General features: G+C 60.6%; 14 protein-coding genes. 6 read left to right on the top strand and 8 right to left on the bottom strand.

Annotated features, from left to right (window positions below; genetic code table 11):
- Positions 1-7: 7 nt before the first annotated feature.
- Positions 8-661, bottom strand: a complete 654-nt coding sequence (locus RUI03_RS13840) for a hypothetical protein (RefSeq protein WP_317288054.1) — start codon at positions 659-661, stop codon at positions 8-10.
- A 79-nt stretch (positions 662-740) separates the two neighbouring features.
- A complete protein-coding gene (locus RUI03_RS13835; RefSeq protein WP_317288053.1) occupies positions 741-1,199 on the bottom strand; it encodes a DUF3576 domain-containing protein in 459 nt (152 codons plus the stop codon).
- Between the two features lie 308 nt (positions 1,200-1,507).
- Between RUI03_RS13835 and RUI03_RS13830 the strand changes: the two genes are divergently transcribed.
- Both RUI03_RS13830 and RUI03_RS13825 read left to right on the top strand, forming a co-directional pair.
- A complete protein-coding gene (locus RUI03_RS13830; protein ID WP_317288052.1) occupies positions 1,508-2,779 on the top strand; it encodes a porin in 1,272 nt (423 codons plus the stop codon).
- A gap of 14 nt (positions 2,780-2,793) precedes the next feature.
- A complete protein-coding gene (locus RUI03_RS13825) occupies positions 2,794-3,192 on the top strand; it encodes a hypothetical protein (protein WP_317288051.1) in 399 nt (132 codons plus the stop codon).
- Here the strand turns inward: RUI03_RS13825 and RUI03_RS13820 are convergent.
- Complete coding sequence (locus RUI03_RS13820) at positions 3,183-3,785, bottom strand: thiamine phosphate synthase (protein WP_317288050.1); 603 nt, start codon at positions 3,783-3,785, stop codon at positions 3,183-3,185. The two genes, RUI03_RS13825 and RUI03_RS13820, sit on opposite strands and share 10 nt — an antisense overlap.
- 10 nt (positions 3,786-3,795) lie before the next feature.
- Here RUI03_RS13820 and RUI03_RS13815 point away from each other — a divergent pair, with 10 nt between their 5' ends.
- Positions 3,796-4,467, top strand: coding sequence for a YggS family pyridoxal phosphate-dependent enzyme (locus RUI03_RS13815; protein WP_317288049.1), 672 nt, complete (start codon positions 3,796-3,798; stop codon positions 4,465-4,467).
- Here RUI03_RS13815 and RUI03_RS13810 read toward each other — a convergent pair.
- Positions 4,464-5,018 (bottom strand): L,D-transpeptidase, encoded by a 555-nt coding sequence (locus tag RUI03_RS13810; RefSeq protein ID WP_317288048.1) that lies wholly within the window; start codon positions 5,016-5,018, stop codon positions 4,464-4,466. The two genes, RUI03_RS13815 and RUI03_RS13810, sit on opposite strands and share 4 nt — an antisense overlap.
- A 76-nt stretch (positions 5,019-5,094) precedes the next feature.
- Between RUI03_RS13810 and RUI03_RS13805 the strand changes: the two genes are divergently transcribed.
- Entirely contained in the window at positions 5,095-5,763 is a 669-nt protein-coding gene (locus tag RUI03_RS13805) for a response regulator transcription factor (protein ID WP_317288047.1), read from the top strand.
- Here the strand turns inward: RUI03_RS13805 and RUI03_RS13800 are convergent.
- Positions 5,760-7,154 carry a M28 family peptidase gene (locus RUI03_RS13800; RefSeq protein ID WP_317288046.1) on the bottom strand — a complete coding sequence of 465 codons (1,395 nt, stop codon included), beginning with the start codon at positions 7,152-7,154 and terminating at the stop codon, positions 5,760-5,762. The two genes, RUI03_RS13805 and RUI03_RS13800, sit on opposite strands and share 4 nt — an antisense overlap.
- Positions 7,155-7,206: 52 nt before the next feature.
- Positions 7,207-8,376 carry a glycosyltransferase family 4 protein gene (locus tag RUI03_RS13795; protein WP_317288045.1) on the bottom strand — a complete coding sequence of 390 codons (1,170 nt, stop codon included), beginning with the start codon at positions 8,374-8,376 and terminating at the stop codon, positions 7,207-7,209.
- A 649-nt stretch (positions 8,377-9,025) separates the two neighbouring features.
- Here RUI03_RS13795 and RUI03_RS13790 point away from each other — a divergent pair.
- Complete coding sequence (locus RUI03_RS13790) at positions 9,026-10,018, top strand: DUF3667 domain-containing protein (RefSeq protein WP_317288044.1); 993 nt, start codon at positions 9,026-9,028, stop codon at positions 10,016-10,018.
- 5 nt (positions 10,019-10,023) lie between these two features.
- Here the strand turns inward: RUI03_RS13790 and RUI03_RS13785 are convergent, their stop codons facing one another.
- Together RUI03_RS13785 and RUI03_RS13780 are read right to left on the bottom strand one after the other, a co-directional pair.
- Positions 10,024-10,983, bottom strand: a complete 960-nt coding sequence (locus tag RUI03_RS13785) for an isoaspartyl peptidase/L-asparaginase family protein (protein WP_317288043.1) — start codon at positions 10,981-10,983, stop codon at positions 10,024-10,026.
- Between the two features lie 4 nt (positions 10,984-10,987).
- Positions 10,988-12,445: an alanine/glycine:cation symporter family protein gene (locus RUI03_RS13780; RefSeq protein ID WP_410795958.1), complete on the bottom strand. Its 1,458-nt coding sequence runs from the start codon at positions 12,443-12,445 to the stop codon at positions 10,988-10,990.
- A 218-nt stretch (positions 12,446-12,663) separates the two neighbouring features.
- Between RUI03_RS13780 and putA the strand changes: the two genes are divergently transcribed.
- Complete coding sequence (putA, locus tag RUI03_RS13775) at positions 12,664-15,789, top strand: bifunctional proline dehydrogenase/L-glutamate gamma-semialdehyde dehydrogenase PutA (protein ID WP_317288041.1); 3,126 nt, start codon at positions 12,664-12,666, stop codon at positions 15,787-15,789.
- The last annotated feature ends 46 nt before the right edge of the window (positions 15,790-15,835 follow it).

Genomic DNA, 15,835 nt, shown 5'->3' with positions numbered 1-15,835 from the left:
CAACGCGTCAGGGTTGGTTTGTGCCCGAGATTTGCTGTTTCAACGTTGCGCTGAAAGGTACTCTATCAAGCCGGATGAAAGACAGTGACATTTCGATCCCGTCGATCATGATGCGACGGGGATTACAGAAGACGATAGCAACATTGCCCTCCAGCCAAGCTGAGCAAGAGGGTTGTGCATCATCTGTGGAAACGAAACCGGATTCTGCGCTCTGGTCGAATTCGCCGATAGCGTCAGGCGCGCCATACTTCTTTTTCAATGCATTCAAGATCGGTTTGGAATGGCGATCGTAAGCTATCTGCATTCTCTCATCGTATTCAGTGTTCAAGCTGTGGCCGTAGTGATACTCCAACATGCCAATCTGGGATTGGCTGAAATTGACCGAGACGCCACCGGCCTTCAAAATTTCCGGTAGTTCGTCGGCTGTCAAATTTGCGAAGTTGAGTAACTCATCGGCTTCCCCAGGCGTCACCGAACCGCCTAACTCTCTAATTTGTCTCGAGTATTCACTATAGTCGGATTGACTTAAAAAGTCAGATTTCGCCGCATCCCAATCGATTGACAGTGGCCGGTCGGAATCGATCATGGCGTCCCACCCCGTCGTCCGGGCGTCGCAACCGACGACGAAAAGCGACATGACTAGGAAAATCACTTCACGCATGTGCTCGTTCCTGTTTCTGAACTACGCATAAAAAAGCCGCCCGTGGGCGGCTCTCTCATTCATCGAACTAATGCCGTCCTCAGCCGTCGAGGCTGTTCAGGCGCAGCTCCCGCGCGCGGGTCAGGATCGCATTTTCAATCTCTGCCGCCGTGGCCGGGTTGGTTGGGGCGTCGATCCAGCCCTGCTCCGTCATCACCTGACGGAAGACAGAGACGCGCAGCGCATCGGCGCGCAGAGCGGTATCGAGAATATAGACGTTGGTCTTGAACCGCTCCTGGGGCAGGTTCGGGTTGCCGTACCATTCGGTCTGGATCAGGCCGGCGACCGGGTCCGCATTGGCCATCGGCATGAAATCAATCGTGTCGAGCGAGGCGCGCCACAGATACCGGTTCACGCTGGCGACCATGGTGCCGCTTTTTTCAGTCGTGGCCAGCGGGGCGTTCCGATCGCTCGGCCCACTGCTCGCACAGGCAGCCAACGCGGCAGCAGCGCCAGCGAGACCAAAGATTTTCATCAGGCGGTGTGATTGTTTGCGCATGGTGCCGTCATAACCCGTTCATAACTCGGTGCAACGTAAAGCCTCGTGTGCGCCCGTCAATGGTCAATGAACCCAGCCCCCATGACGAGTGCGTTATCTCTGAGCGGCATCCTTCGGGATGTTAACGGAAGTGATTGAATCTCAATTTGGAACGAGTTCCATGACCTTGCGTTAACAATGACGTGTCATTCTGGCCACGTTACGCCAAATTAGTGGTGTTGGCGGGCTTGGGCGGGGTGACAACGCTGGAATTGGCGATAGAGGGTCGATTATATGAAGTGTCGATCGAAGGGGATTGTAGACAGGTTATGTTGAGCGCCGCTCAGTTGCAGACATTGAAGGCTTGCGCATTTGGCGCCACGGCCACGTTTGCGCTGTTCGCAGGCGACGGCGCGTTTGCGCAGGAGCCTGATCCGATCGAAGTCAAAGGCGAATTGACCATTGTCACCGGCCTCGTTGATGGCGAGCTGAAGTCCGACGCCAATGCCCGTCTGTCCGCGACATCGTCTACTGTTCTGCAAAACGGCATCGAACTCGGCGGCAGCGCGACGGTGCGCGCCAACGGGAATGAGCCTGCTCATCGTTATGCGGGCGGCCGGTATTCTTCTCTTCTCTCAGGCGGGACCCGTGGTCTTGGCTCTGATGATGGCGATGTCTTCCTTGAAGGCGCCTATCTGTTCGCCAAGGGCGGTTTTGGCAGTGTGAATATCGGCCACGACGCCGGTGTCGCCAGCCGTCTGGCCGTCACCTCGCCGTCCATTTTCCGCTCGATCGGCGTCAATGACTGGCAGACCGATCTGACCGGCCTGAACGACGTGCATACGGTCAATGATTTCTCGGGCCAGTCGGCAAAGATTTCCTACATGCCGCCTCCCGGCCTGCTCGGCGGGCTGATTGGCCAGTTCCAGCTGGGCCTGTCCTATGCGCCTGAGATTGGCGACTGTTCGGCGGACGGATGCGCGCCGGTGTCCGGCTTTGTGGTCGGCCCGAATGGCGATCTCGTTTCGGTTGAGCAGTCCTGGCAGGACGTTCTCGAAACGGCTGTCTATTATCAGAACGGTATCGATATTGGTAAATCACCTCTGACGGTGGGATTGAGCGCAAGCTATGTCCACGCCGAAGATGGTGGGGACCAGACGGTGGATGAGGCGCTACAGCCCCTGTTCGGGGATTACCGGTCCTATGCTGTCGGCATGAATGTCGCCTATGGCAATCTGACCGTTGGTGGCTCGCTGAAATCATCCAATGCCGGGCTGAACCAGGATCGGGATGAGGACTACCTCGCCTTCGACGCCGGTGTGACCTACGAAACCGGAGAGTGGAACTTCATGCTGGGCTACGGCGCTGCGGAAGCAGAGCGTGATGCTGCGCTCCTCGTCGGGCCGGTCCTGAACGGCACGCTCGTTCCTCTGGGACTGGATCGTCAGACCCAGACGGCGCAGGCGGGTATTTCCTATGTGTTTGACCGGGGCGTGACCCTGGGTGCTGCCGCACAATATGTGGACAGCGACAAGGCCGATGCGCTTGGTGGGCCTGAAAAGGCTGGCGCCATCGTCTTTGAAAGCTCGATCAAGTTCTAAGGGCTGATCTTTCCATGATCTTACCGACCCTTGTCTCTGGAATTGGATTTCTGGGGGCCATCTCTGATGCGACAGTCGTCTATGACATTGACGCGTCGATCCGCGAGCCGCTCGGGGCTGATATCTCCGTCAGTCATACTCTCAAGACCGTGATGCGGATCGAAGAGGGCCGGTTGCCGAACAAGCCGCCCAAGGGCAGCACCGGAGCCTACTTCCAGATCGATATTGATATCGCCGATGACGGCGCGACGTTCCTCGCTGATATCACGGTCTGCGACGGCGGGAGCGATCCTTGCGTGCCTTTGGCCACGCCCAGCCTGATCGTCCCTTTCGGCGATGCGGCGTCGGTCGCGGTGGATGGCGGGCCGACGGCTCTGTCCTACTCGATTTCGTTCAAGCCTCATCAGCCCTGATCGGTGAAGGCGCCAATCGCGCCGATTCCCTGAAAGGGCAGGCCTTCAAGCTGCCTTGCCGTGCGGGCGTCCATGCCGCCCAGCGCAAGGCAGGGGAAGTTGGCCAGCTGCGCCAGTGTTGCCGCGGCCAGTGGCCCCAAGGGCGTAGCGCCGGGATGACTGCGCGTAGCGAACACTGGTGAAACGAAGCCCAGATCGACGCCAAGGGCGTTTGCAGCCTGGACCTCTGCGAGCGAATGAACCGCCGCACTGCGCAAGCCAAGTCGCCGGTCCCGCCCCTGATGAATACCGTCGGCCCGGGGCAGGAAGGCGCGCGCAATCACGAAGTAGTGCCCCCGCGCCTGCACGACCGCTCGCGCTTCCTCAGCGAGGGCCATGCGGTGGGGGTGCCGGTCGTGCCGAAACAAAACCGCAATCGGAGGGATCCGACCCGCATCAGGCAAAGCGCTCAACATCGCCATCACATTTGGCGTCCGCCGGTCATCGGTGAACAGGGTCAGGGCGAAGGGGAGTGTAGAAGGCGCAGGCGCGCGCGCCCGAAGGCGCCATGCCGCATCGGAAAGCCCCCTGACATTTGCGTGAAAATCCGCCATGGCCTCCGGCATGACAGACTTGGACGTGATTGAGAACTACCGGGATGTGATGGCGCGCGTGGCGAAAGCCGCAGCCGATGCAGAGCGTGACGCGGGTGATATCGCACTGACGGTCGTCAGCAAGACCCATGGCGCCGAGATTATTGAACCCCTGCTGCAGCTCGGCCATCGCCGCTTTGGCGAAAACCGGGTGCAGGAAGCACAGGAAAAATGGCCGTCACTGAAGGAGCGTTATGAGGGCACGAGGCTGCACCTGATCGGCTCCCTGCAGAGCAAGAAGTCAGAAGACGCGGTGGCGCTGTTCGACGTTATCGAAGTTCTCGACCGCGAAAAGCTGGCCCATACACTGGCGGCGGCGATGGAAAAGCTGGGTCGCCGACCTTCCCTCTATGTGCAGGTCAACACAGGTGAGGAAGAGCAGAAGGGCGGTGTCATGCCGTACGAGGCTGTAGCCTTCACGCAATGGGCGCGGGACGATCTTGGTCTGCCAGTCATCGGTCTGATGTGTATTCCGCCTGCGGATGAGCCGCCTGCGCCGCACTTTGCGCTGCTGTATGAGCTGGCGGAAAAGGCCGGTGTTGACCACTTATCGATGGGCATGTCCGGTGACTACGAAACGGCCATTCATCTTGGCGCGACATCGGTCCGCGTGGGTTCCTCCATCTTCGGTGCGCGCGGCTAGGCGCTCCTGATCTCCATCACGACACCGCGCGACAGATGGGGCAGCAGGCGCATCATGTCCGTCGGCGCAATGGCCACACACCCTTCGGTCGGCCCCGGCTGATGATCATTCGTCGTCAGATGAAAGAAGATCGCACTCCCTGCACCGGGTACGGGGCGGGTCAGGTTCTGGTCGAGCACGATGACAATGTCATAGCATCTGTCCTCACGCCACATATCCTCATGGCTGGCGGCAAAGGGCGTCGATACCGGCCGGTTGTAAAGCACGTGTGCCGGATCATCACACCACAGATCATCGGGTTTCAGCGGCATGACCGTCAGGTCCGTCCGGGGCCGCGGCATCCGGTCGGGACGATAATACACCTGGCGCAGGGCAAATCGCCCCTGGGGCGTCGCACCGTCCCCTTCTTTTTTCTCTGCACCTTCTGGCACCAGACCAGCGCGCCCCAGTTTGGCGGGGATGGTGTAGGGCCCGGCGCTCAGCGTGGCATCGGTTGCAGCGGGCTGAGCGGTGACGGTAATGGTCAGCAGGCTGTCTGGCTGGTATTTCATCTGATAATCCGCATGATGGACGGTATAGTCGTGTCCCGACTTGCGGGTCAAATTGCCTGACAGGAAAGATTGAACAATGCCCCCACTCGCCCGCGTGCTGCTCGTTGATCACGATCCGGTCGCAGCAACGGCGCTGGGTGAGCAGTTCAGTCAGCAGGACGAATTTTCACTTCTGGCGATTGATGACATCGCGGCCCTTGACGATACGCTTGATCGCGAACTGGTGGATCTGATCCTGCTGCGCACCGCCATGCCAGGCGGCAGCGGCATTGAGGCCTGCGCCGCGCTTCGCCAGCGTGGGATCCGTGTGCCGATCATTCTGATCGGACAGGCGTCGGGGGCGCACTTGGCCAATGATGTGCTGGCCAAACCGTTCCGATACCAGCTTCTGGTCGCGCGCATGCGGGCCCATTTGCGCAGCCATGAACAATCCGAAGATGCACTGATCATCATCGGGCCCTACGCGTTCCAGCCCGGGGCCAAGACGCTGCAGCCCGGCGAGGGGGAGACCATCCGCCTGACCGACAAGGAAGCTGCGATCCTAAAATTCCTGCACCGCGCGGGGGGACAACCGGTGCCCCGGGACACGCTGCTGGATGAAGTCTGGGGATATAATTCGGGTGTTACCACGCACACGCTCGAGACCCACATCTACCGCCTGCGCCAGAAGATCGAGCCGCGGGCGGGTGAGGCGACACTCCTCCTGACCGATCAGGGGGGATACCGCCTCGCCAGTGAGGTCTAGTCGGCGGCAGGGGCGTCGCGGAACGACCCCTCCATGTTGGCCGCCATCCAGGCGAAGGCGGCATAGGCTGCAACATTCTGGGCAATATCGTCGGGATCGATCTTGTCGAACGTATCGTCCGAGGTGTGGTGCAGGTCGAAATAGTCCCAACCATTCTGGGACAGGCTGACGACCGGGACGCCGGCTGTGCGCAACGGTGTCATGTCGGGTCCGCCCGTGCCTTCATTGTCGGCCAGCGCAATGCCAAGGGGCTCGAGAACCCGCTGCATTGCCGCGGCCTTGTCCAGTTGGCTCTCTCCAAATCGTGAGCGCAGCTGATAGATACGCCCCGCACCAAAATCGCTCTCGGCACCGACGACATGCTTGTCGAGCTCGGTCGCATGCGCCTTGGCGTAGGCAAAGGCGCCGAGCAGTCCCACTTCCTCAGCGCCGAAATAGACGATCCGGATGGTCCGTTCAGGCTTTTTCTTCAGATCCAGAATGACTTTCCCCGCGCCTGTCACGATGCCGATGCCGGCACCATCATCCACAGCGCCCGTACCAAGATCCCAGCTGTCCAGATGCCCACCAATCACAACCAGTTCGTCCGTCTTGCCCGGAATTTCGGCAATGACATTGCCGGACTCAACACTGTCTTTGGTCAACACGGAAATATCGAGGCGCACCGTCACCGGCCCATAGGCAAGCGCTCGTGTGAGCTGTTCAGCATCGGGCCAGGCGAGCGCTGCGGTCGGGACCTTCGTGCCGCCATCGATATAGCGCATGGTGCCGGTATGGGGACGACGGAACGTATCCGTGCCGACACTCTTGATGATCGCAGCAACGGCACCCCGTTTTGCGGCTTCGTTCGCGGCCCCGGACCGTTTGGCAACGGCAACGCCATAGCTTGAACCATCCTGGGTGCGGACCATGTCCTCATCCACGAAAACGATCTTGCCCTTCAGGCTGTCATCCATGGGCGCGGCGGCGAGGTCGTTCATCGTTTCGAACCGGACGATTTCGCCGGTCACGCCGCCTTCAGGGGTCGCCACGGAATTGCCCAGCGCCGTAATGGCGAGCGGTTGAGGGAAGGGACTGACGATTTCCGCATGCTCACTGACCCTAGACCAGAACGGCATGTCAAAGGGCTCAACCCGGACATTCTTGAAGCCCAGCGATTTCAGGTGGTCCACAGCCCAGTCCCGGGCCCGCGCTTCCGCTTCGGATCCCGCCAGCCGCGGTCCGATGCGTGTTGTCAGATCACGGATCGTGTCATAGGCGACATCGCTTTCCAGCGCATTTTCCATCAGCGTTCTGGCCTGCATCGCTGTCTCGTCGGACAGGGCGTCGGTCTGGGCCATCGCGGGGGTCGCCAAGGCGGCAAGGGATATCAGGGCGAACAAGGGGCGCATCAGCTTCTCCGAGAAAATAAGCCTGCCGACCCTAAAGCGGATCGCCGGGCAATCAAGATGCCGCGTCAGCAATCAGCGTCCGGGCAATGTCGACGACGCGCTGCGCATTGCCCTCCCAGGTCATGTTCCGCTCCAGCAGTCGCTGATGGGCCGCCCGGCCAAGGCCCTCACGCAATTGCCTGTCGCGGCACAAGCGGTCCAGCGCAGTGAAGAGGGCGGACGGATCCGCAGGATCAACGAGAAGGGCCGTCTCCCCATCGGTCACGGTCTCCCGAATATTGGGCTGGTCGGGGGCGATGATCGCGCGGCCCTGAGCCATATATTCCTGCAATTTCAAGGGCGAGGCGTAGGCGGTGACAGCCGGCTGGAGGGCGATGTCGAAGGCTGCGACATGGCCTGGAATATCGGCGCGCTGTACCACGCCCGTGACGATAAACCGGTCGCTGACGCCCAGCTTTTCCGCCTGTGCCTTGAGCGCCGGGATCGCCGGCCCATCGCCGACCACCAGCAGGATGGCCGCTTGGCCGTCCGACGTGGCGAGCCAGTCAATCACCCGATCAACGCCGTGCCATTCACGTACAAAGCCGACAAAGCCAAGGATGTGGTGCCCATCAAGCTGATAGCGTTCGCGCACGGCATCGGGCGGTACCCGCTGCAAGGTATCAGCATCGACGCCATTGGGAATCACATGAATGTGGTCAGCGTCGGCACCGGCATCCGCGATGATTTGTCCCAATACGGCCGTGACCGGGAGGACGGCATCGGCGCGCCGCCACAATCGGGTCTCAGAGCGCCGGGCGAGGGGATAGAGACGCAGTTCACCATTGGCCCGGCGTTCGTCGGCCAGCGGTGCATTGACCTCGAGCAGATAGGGAAGCCGACGCTTTCGCGCGAGTGCCTCGCCGGCGTGATAGTAGAGATTGTAGCGTTCATAGAGAACGTCCGGCTTGAACATCTCTGCGGCTCGCGCCAACTGCCAATAGGCGGGGAGCGAATAGGCAAGCTCGGCGACCTCGTAGAGACCGAACGGCATTTTGCGCAGCCGACCGATTGGGCCGATGCCGGTTTCCAGGGGACGCGGCGTTTCGCCTGCACGCGCGACGCCCTCCGGCCCACACAGCAGAACCTCATGACCCATCCGGGCAAGGGCGTTGGTCAGGGACGCGATGTGAACATATTGTCCGTCCGCAGCCCGGGTTCTGTGGCTGTATAGGATGCGCATGACCGGCCAGTTTCGTAACTCGTCGCGTCCCTATCCCGCCGTGCCTGCGCGGTCGAGTGCAATCGACCGCAGCGAAAGAATCAGATTTAGCAAGAACGATTACATTTCAACGCCCCAGACAAGCGAATCGGAAATGTTAACGCTATCATTTTTGCGTCGTTTTTGTACTTTGCGACGCGATTTTCTGACGCCGGTCTGTAAGCTTTTGAACGAAAGGTGGAAATTTCATCGGATCAAACAATTCCTGACTGTAACTTGTTGCTACTAGCAATCAGACACTATATGGGGTGACAAGATCACAGCCGGGATGCACACCAGCGTCGGCGTCTGTGATTTTATATCAAGATTTTCGGCGTCTTCTGGGCAGGACCGGCGTCGAATTGGGGAGCTACCAGTCACCCGGTCTTCCTCTCTCCCCCCTTTGACGAGGGTGGCGGGTGGCTCCCCGACCAATTGACAAGTGTGTGCGATGTCTCGCCCCCATGTTGTCAGCTCAGCCTGTCCGCTGCTCATCCTCTCTCCCCCCTTGGAGCGCGGGCGGGACGGGGTCGTGACCTTCGGGTTGCGGCCCCACCCAATTTCTCTCTCACTGGCGCTTTCGGCCATTTGACGGCTATAACCCTCCTCAGGGAATATGGGGCTCGGGGCCATGAGCGAATTTGACATCATCGAAGCCGATGCGGTGACCCAAGAGGTCACGTCGACCAAGGCGCGTAAAGGCCGGCCGTTGCCCACGGCGTGCTATGCTTGCGGCACCGAGGTCGTCGGCCCTTATTGCTATCAGTGTGGCCAGAAAAACGACGATTGTCGGCGCTCGATCCTGAAGCTGGGATGGGAAGGTATTGCCGACCTTTTTACCGTCGACGGACGTGTGTTTCGCACCCTATCATCGGTCACCCTTAGACCGGGTCGACATGTCCGAAGCTACGGCGATGGCCGGCGCTCCCCTTATTCGCCGCCAGTGCGCTTTTTCCTCGTCATCACGGCCCTTTTCTTCGCAACGCTTTGGGCGACCGATACGCATCTGGTGACGCTCAGACCCGATGTTGAAATCAACGATGATGGGTCGATCAGCCTCAAGCAGATCCAGGGAGGGCTGCTACAGCGGGTGGATGTGACACCTTATACGGATGAGGAGCGGGAGGCTCTGCGCTCCCGACTGACGGACGATTCCGATGCCGAAGTGCATCTGATGAATCGCGACGTCACCCTGCGGGCGATTGTCGACAATGCGATTTCCATCGCTGAGAACCCGACCTCATTCAACAGTGCGCTGAACGACTGGATTCCGCGGCTGATGATCATCCTCATCCCGCTGATGGCGCTGCTTAGCGCGCTCTTTATCAGGGGGCGCGACGCGTTGATCTACGATCATCTTCTGGTGTCGCTCAACACCCATGCCATGGCGTTTCTGGTGCTGACCGTTGGCCTGTGGACATCAGCGTTTCTGCCGTCGCGGATCATGGCGTTCGCCTTCTTTATCGGCGTGCCGATCTATTATCTCATCGCCATGAAGGGTGCGTTCCGGCGGGGCTGGTTCAAGACCACGTTCGCGACCCTGTTCGTCTTTTTCATCTACGCCATCGTCCTGACAATCAGCCTGTCGATGGCAGCGGTTGCATCGTTCACGACCACGATCTGACGGGATCAGTCGACCGTGCCAAAGGCGCCGACGCGGGCGCGCTCATCCTGCGTGGCATAGCCGCGAACCATGCCTTCGCTGGAAAAGGGCATGGCGAAATTTCCTCGGGCGTCGACGGTGACGACGCCGCCCCGACCATCCTGTCCGCCGCCCGCTACGGCCATTTCCGCAATCGTGGCGCCAGCGGCCTCCTCCAGCGGCATGCCGCCATATTCGACGCGGGCCGCGACCGACCGCAGCGCGGTGTAGCGAATGAAATACTCACCATGCCCTGTGGCAGAGCCCGCTATGACATTGTTCTTGGCGTAGACACCCGCACCGATCACCGGGCTGTCCCCGACCCGGCCGGGGATCTTGGCATCATAGCCGCCGGTCGATGTGCCCGCCGCGAGATTGCCGCAGCGGTCCAGCACTGCGACGCCGACGGTGCCATGCTCTTCAGGCTCATCGGACTGGCGATTGCGAAGAAAATAGTCGGCCGGTGCCGGTGCCGCGCCAAGGGCCAGAACCGCCTCCTCGCCGCGATCGCCCACCATCATCACATGGCGGGTTTCGTCCATCACCAGACGCGCCCCCGTGATCGGGTTCCTGATCCGGGTCATGGAAGCGATCGACCCGGCATTCATCGTCCGACCGTCCATAATGCTGGCGTCGGTCTCCACAAAGCCGGCTTCATTGCTGATGGCGCCGCGACCGGCATTGAACAGGCCAGAGTTCTCCATCAGCTCGATGGTCGTCTCCACCGTGTCGAGTGCCGTGGCACCATTGCGCAGATCGCGCCGGGCATCGCCCAGAATTTTCTTGAGAAAGACCAGCCGTGCCGCAGGTTCAGGCCCTTTGCGGGCCGTGCCGCCATGGGCGACAATCGTAAAATTGTCCTGCGCCTTGCAGGGGCCGCCCGCCGCCCCCGCACTGGTCCAGCCAAGGATGGTCGAAGACAGTGCGAGGGCGATGAGCGCTTTCATGAGCCTATTTGACCTTCTTTTCGTCGAAATAGTCCTTGGTCATCTTGAACACGACGGGACTGAGAAGGACCAGCGCGATCAGGTTCGGCGCGGCCATCAGGCCGGTCAGCGTGTCGGCGATGAGCCAGAACAGGTTGACGATGTTGGCCACCTCACCCTCGAACATCAGGGCCGACGCGCCGAGGAACACAACGAGAATCCATGAAAGGCGGAACGGGAAGATCGACTTCTCGCCGAACAGGAATTCGCAGCAGCGCTCCCCGTAATAGCTCCAGCCCAGAATGGTGGTGAAGCCAAAGACCGCAAGGCCGATGGTCACGATGTGCTGACCCACGCCAGGCAATACCGCATCAAATGCACCGACCGTCAGCGGCGCGCCGGTATCACAGCCGACCGGCTGACCATCCGCTTTGAAGATGTCGATGTTCAGGCTGGTCGCGATACACTGATCGGCGACAACGCCAGAGGTCAGGATGACGAGCGCCGTAATCGTACAGACGATGAGCGTGTCGATGACCGTGCCCAGCATGGCAACGATGCCCTGGTTCACGGGATCCTTGTTCATGGCCGCGGCGTGCGCGATCGGGGCTGACCCCTGACCGGCCTCGTTCGAGAAGATGCCCCGCGCGACACCTTTCTGCATGGCAAGCATCAGAAGGCCGATGGAAATACCCGTGGTGGCGGTGTCATACCCGAACGCACCGCGGAAAATCAGGCCAAAGGCGGAGGGTACGGCATCAACGTTCATGATGATCACGATGAGACCTGCGCCAATGTAGCTGATGGCCATGAAGGGGACGAGCTTTGAGGCGACCGATGCAATCCGCTTCACGCCCCCCAGAATGACAGCCGCTGCACCACCGGCGAGCACGAGGCCGATCAATACGGGGAAATACTTGTAGAAGGTGGTGTCAGGTGAGCCACCATAGGTCGTGCGCACGGCATCGGCGATGGATTGCGCCTGGATCGAGGCTCCAGTGCCCCAGCTGGCAAGAATGCCGAAGGTTGCGAACAGACCACCAAGCCACAGCCATTTCTTCCCAAGGCCGTTCTTGATGTAATACATCGGGCCGCCAACGTGGTTGCCCAGATGGTCAACCTCACGGAATTTGAGGGCGAGTAGGCCTTCGGAATATTTCGTGGCTGTCCCGACAATAGCGGTCATCCACATCCAGAACACCGCGCCTGGACCACCAATGGCGATGGCCGCGGCCACACCGGCAATATTGCCGGTGCCGATGGTGGAGGAGAGCGCCGTCATCAGCGCACCAAAAGGCGAGACATCGCCGCTATCCGGATCGCGTTTCTTGAACAGCTGACCGAAGGCGTAGGGTAGCTTCACCACGGACAGGAATCGCAGCCCAACCGTCAGGAACAGACCGGTCAGAAGAAGCAGGCCCAGCATGGGGGCACCCCACACCCAGCTATTCACCGTCCTGATAGCCTCTTCGATCCGTTCGATGAGAGTGATTTCGTCCATGCGCAGCCCCTGTCGCAGATGTCAAAAGGGTGACACTAAGCAGGCCCTTGGCCGCTGTCTAGGCGGCGAGGTGGAGCCGGGAACAGTGCGGTATGGCCACCGGGCCACACTCCCGGCCTGAAAGTCACACCTGCAACAGTCGACTTTTCTTGCCAGCACCCAAGGTGATGTGAGAGGCGCGAATTTGTGCTTCGTCACCGATGAAACCTATGTGCCGCCAAGAAAGGCCCTCGATGTCCTATCCTGAGTTCAACGCCGATTATGCGCCCTCCGACGCCGACCTTGTCCAGGACATGCTCGCCAAAAATCAGTTCGATGATGAGCTGAAAAGCCGCATCAGGAAGCGGGCGGAGAAATATGTCGATGCGATCCGCCACGCCCCCAAATCGGGTGGGCTGGAAGACTTCATGCAGGAATACTCGCTTTCGACGAAAGAGGGCCTGGCGTTGATGGTCCTCGCCGAGAGCCTGCTGCGGGTGCCGGATCGTGCGACGCAGGACATGCTGATCGAAGAGAAGCTGTCGCGGGGCGACTGGGACTCTCCTGATGGCGATGAAGGCTGGCTGCTCATGGCCGCCTCCTGGGGCATCGGCCTGTCGGCAAAAATCGTGACGCCCGGGGAAACCCCCGGCGGCGTCCTTCGCGGCCTCGTCAAGCGGGTCGGCACACCGGTCATCCGCACAGGGACGCGGCAGGCCATGCAGTATCTGGGACATAATTTCGTTCTGGGACAGACGATCGAGGCAGCGCTCGACCGCGCCAAGAAGCAGGAGAAGCGCGGTTATCGTTACTCCTATGACATGCTGGGCGAGGGGGCCCGGACGGCGGAGGATGCCGAGCGCTACTTCAAGTCCTACTCCGATGCGATCGACAAGATTGCCGCCCGCGCAGAGGCGCTGGAAGGGGAGCTGCCCCATGCACCGGGCATCTCCGTCAAACTGTCGGCGCTGCACCAGCGCTACTTCCTGCGGAACAAGGAAGAGCTGATGGTCGAGCTGGTGCCGCGTGTGCTGGAGCTCGCCCTGAAGGCCAAGGAGGCCGGGCTCAACTTTACGATGGACGCGGAAGAAGCCGACCGGCTTGAAATTTCGCTCGATATTTTTGCGAAGGTTGCAGAGGACGAGCGCCTTGCCGGCTGGATCGGGTATGGCCTCGCTGTGCAGGCGTACCAGAAGCGCGCGCCTCAGGTCATTCAGTATGTGGGTGATCTGGCAAAGCGGCTTGACCGCCAGTTCATGGTGCGCCTCGTCAAAGGGGCCTATTGGGACACGGAGATCAAACGGGCCCAGGAACGGGGCCTCGACAACTTCCCGGTCTACACGCGGAAGGCGGCCACGGATCTGTCATTTCTTGAATGTTCGCGGCTGCTGCTGGCAGCGCGTCCACGGCTTTACCCCCAATTTGCGACCCACAATGCCCTCACCATGGCAACGCTCGTCGAGCTTGGCGGTGGTGAAGGGTTCGAGTTCCAGCGCCTGCACGGCATGGGCGAACCGCTGTACAAGGCGGAGATGGAAGACAGCGGCATTCCGTGCCGGATCTATGCGCCGGTCGGGGGCTATCGTGACCTTCTGGCCTATCTTGTGCGCCGCATGCTTGAGAACGCGGCGAACTCGTCATTCGTGGCGCAGATCGCGGATGACAGGGTCAGCATCGATGATCTTCTGACCCACCCGCAGGAAGAGCTGCGACCGGCGATTGAGGCCGGTGAGGATCCGATCCACCCGCTCATCCGTCTGCCCCTGAAAATTTATCCGCTGCGTCTGAACAGCCGTGGGGCGGAGCTTGGTCACCGGCCGCAGCTGGGGGCGATCCTCGACGCTATCGGAAATTTCACCGGCCCACAGGATCCGGTGACGTCCTTCGTCAATGGTCACCCGACGCGGCCCGAAGGCACGCGCCATCCGCTGAAGAACCCTTCCAATCTGGCGCTTGCGATCGGGGAATGGGCCGAAGCCACTGAAGGCGATGTGCGCCAGGCATTCCTGACCGGTCACGACGCGTTCAAGAAATGGAACAAGACCCAGACCCCGGCGCGCACCGCGATCATCCGTCGTTATGCAGATCTTCTTGAAGAGAACCACAACCAGCTGATCGGTATTCTGGTCCGTGAAGCGGGCAAGACCATGGACGACGCCATTGCAGAAGTTCGCGAGGCGATCGATTTCTGTCGGTACTACGCCAATATGGCGGACGAACTGATGGTCCCGCAGGAGATGCCGGGACCAGTGGGGGAGACGAATATCTATCGGTTCGAAGGGCGCGGCGTCTTCGGCGCTATTGCCCCGTGGAACTTCCCGCTGGCCATTTTTGTCGGCCAGATCGTCGCCGCCCTGGTGTCGGGCAATGCTGTCGTCGCCAAGCCGGCCCCCCAAACGCCGCTGATTGCCACGCGCGCGGTCGAGTTGATGCATGATGCCGGCTTGCCGCCAGGGGTCTGCAACCTCGTCCTCGGCGCCGGACAGGTCGGCAGCTGGATCACGGAAGACCCGCATCTGGCAGGCATTGTATTCACCGGCTCGACCAAGACTGCCAAGGCCATCAACCTCACTCTGGCCAATCGCGACGGGCCCATCCTGCCCTTCATCGCAGAAACGGGCGGCATCAATGCCATGGTCGTTGATTCAACGGCTCTGCCCGAACAGGTGGTGGACGATGTGGTCAGCTCCGCTTTCCGTTCGGCTGGGCAGAGATGCTCTGCATTGCGCATATTGTATCTGCAGGACGATGTCGCCGACCGGATGCTGGAAATGATCGTCGGGGCGACCAAGACCTTCACTATGGGCGACCCGGCAAACCCCATGTCCGACACAGGGCCGATCATCGATGAGGATGCGGTGAAGCGCCTTGAGGAGCACTGGGAAAAGATCCAGGCCCACGGCAAGGCCGTCTATGTGGGTGATGCGCCGAAACAGGGCTCGTTCTTCAGTCCCCGAATTATCGAGCTCGACCGGTTTGACAGTCTGGACGCGGAAGCATTCGGCCCGATCCTGCACGTCGTGCGGTTCCAGTCGGACCAGTTCGATCAGGTGCTCGAGGCGATTGGCAAGACCGGGTATGGCCTGACTTTCGGCATTCACAGCCGGTTGGAAGACCGCGCCCATGCCATTGCCGACCGGATCGATGTGGGGAACGTCTATATCAACCGGAACCAGATCGGCGCGGTGGTCGGCGTACAGCCTTTCGGTGGTCGCGGATTGTCCGGGACCGGACCAAAGGCAGGCGGACCGCTCTACATCACCCGGTTCTGTGAAGAGAAAACCATCACGGAAAACACCACGGCCGCCGGCGGCAATGCCAGCCTGATCGCGCTCAGCGACGAATAGGACAAGAAAAAGGGCGGGGTGACAACGTCACGCCGCCCGATGATCT

Origin of the sequence: Parvularcula sp. LCG005, from assembly GCF_032930845.1 — a bacterium.
Lineage (GTDB): Bacteria > Pseudomonadota > Alphaproteobacteria > Caulobacterales > Parvularculaceae > Parvularcula.
The sequence above is the reverse complement of the archived record's forward strand: the minus strand, read 5'-3'. Positions and strand labels throughout refer to the sequence as shown.

Excerpts from the sequence above, each read along its gene's own strand:
- RUI03_RS13840 (WP_317288054.1), bottom strand. The coding sequence starts at position 661 with ATGCGTGAAGTGATTTTCCTAGTCATGTCGCTTTTCGTCGTCGGTTGC.
- RUI03_RS13835 (WP_317288053.1), bottom strand. The coding sequence starts at position 1,199 with ATGCGCAAACAATCACACCGCCTGATGAAAATCTTTGGTCTCGCTGGC.
- RUI03_RS13830 (WP_317288052.1), top strand. The coding sequence starts at position 1,508 with ATGTTGAGCGCCGCTCAGTTGCAGACATTGAAGGCTTGCGCATTTGGC.
- RUI03_RS13825 (WP_317288051.1), top strand. The coding sequence starts at position 2,794 with ATGATCTTACCGACCCTTGTCTCTGGAATTGGATTTCTGGGGGCCATC.
- RUI03_RS13820 (WP_317288050.1), bottom strand. The coding sequence starts at position 3,785 with ATGGCGGATTTTCACGCAAATGTCAGGGGGCTTTCCGATGCGGCATGG.
- RUI03_RS13815 (WP_317288049.1), top strand. The coding sequence starts at position 3,796 with ATGACAGACTTGGACGTGATTGAGAACTACCGGGATGTGATGGCGCGC.
- RUI03_RS13810 (WP_317288048.1), bottom strand. The coding sequence starts at position 5,018 with ATGAAATACCAGCCAGACAGCCTGCTGACCATTACCGTCACCGCTCAG.
- RUI03_RS13805 (WP_317288047.1), top strand. The coding sequence starts at position 5,095 with ATGCCCCCACTCGCCCGCGTGCTGCTCGTTGATCACGATCCGGTCGCA.
- RUI03_RS13800 (WP_317288046.1), bottom strand. The coding sequence starts at position 7,154 with ATGCGCCCCTTGTTCGCCCTGATATCCCTTGCCGCCTTGGCGACCCCC.
- RUI03_RS13795 (WP_317288045.1), bottom strand. The coding sequence starts at position 8,376 with ATGCGCATCCTATACAGCCACAGAACCCGGGCTGCGGACGGACAATAT.
- RUI03_RS13790 (WP_317288044.1), top strand. The coding sequence starts at position 9,026 with ATGAGCGAATTTGACATCATCGAAGCCGATGCGGTGACCCAAGAGGTC.
- RUI03_RS13785 (WP_317288043.1), bottom strand. The coding sequence starts at position 10,983 with ATGAAAGCGCTCATCGCCCTCGCACTGTCTTCGACCATCCTTGGCTGG.
- putA (WP_317288041.1), top strand. The coding sequence starts at position 12,664 with ATGAAACCTATGTGCCGCCAAGAAAGGCCCTCGATGTCCTATCCTGAG.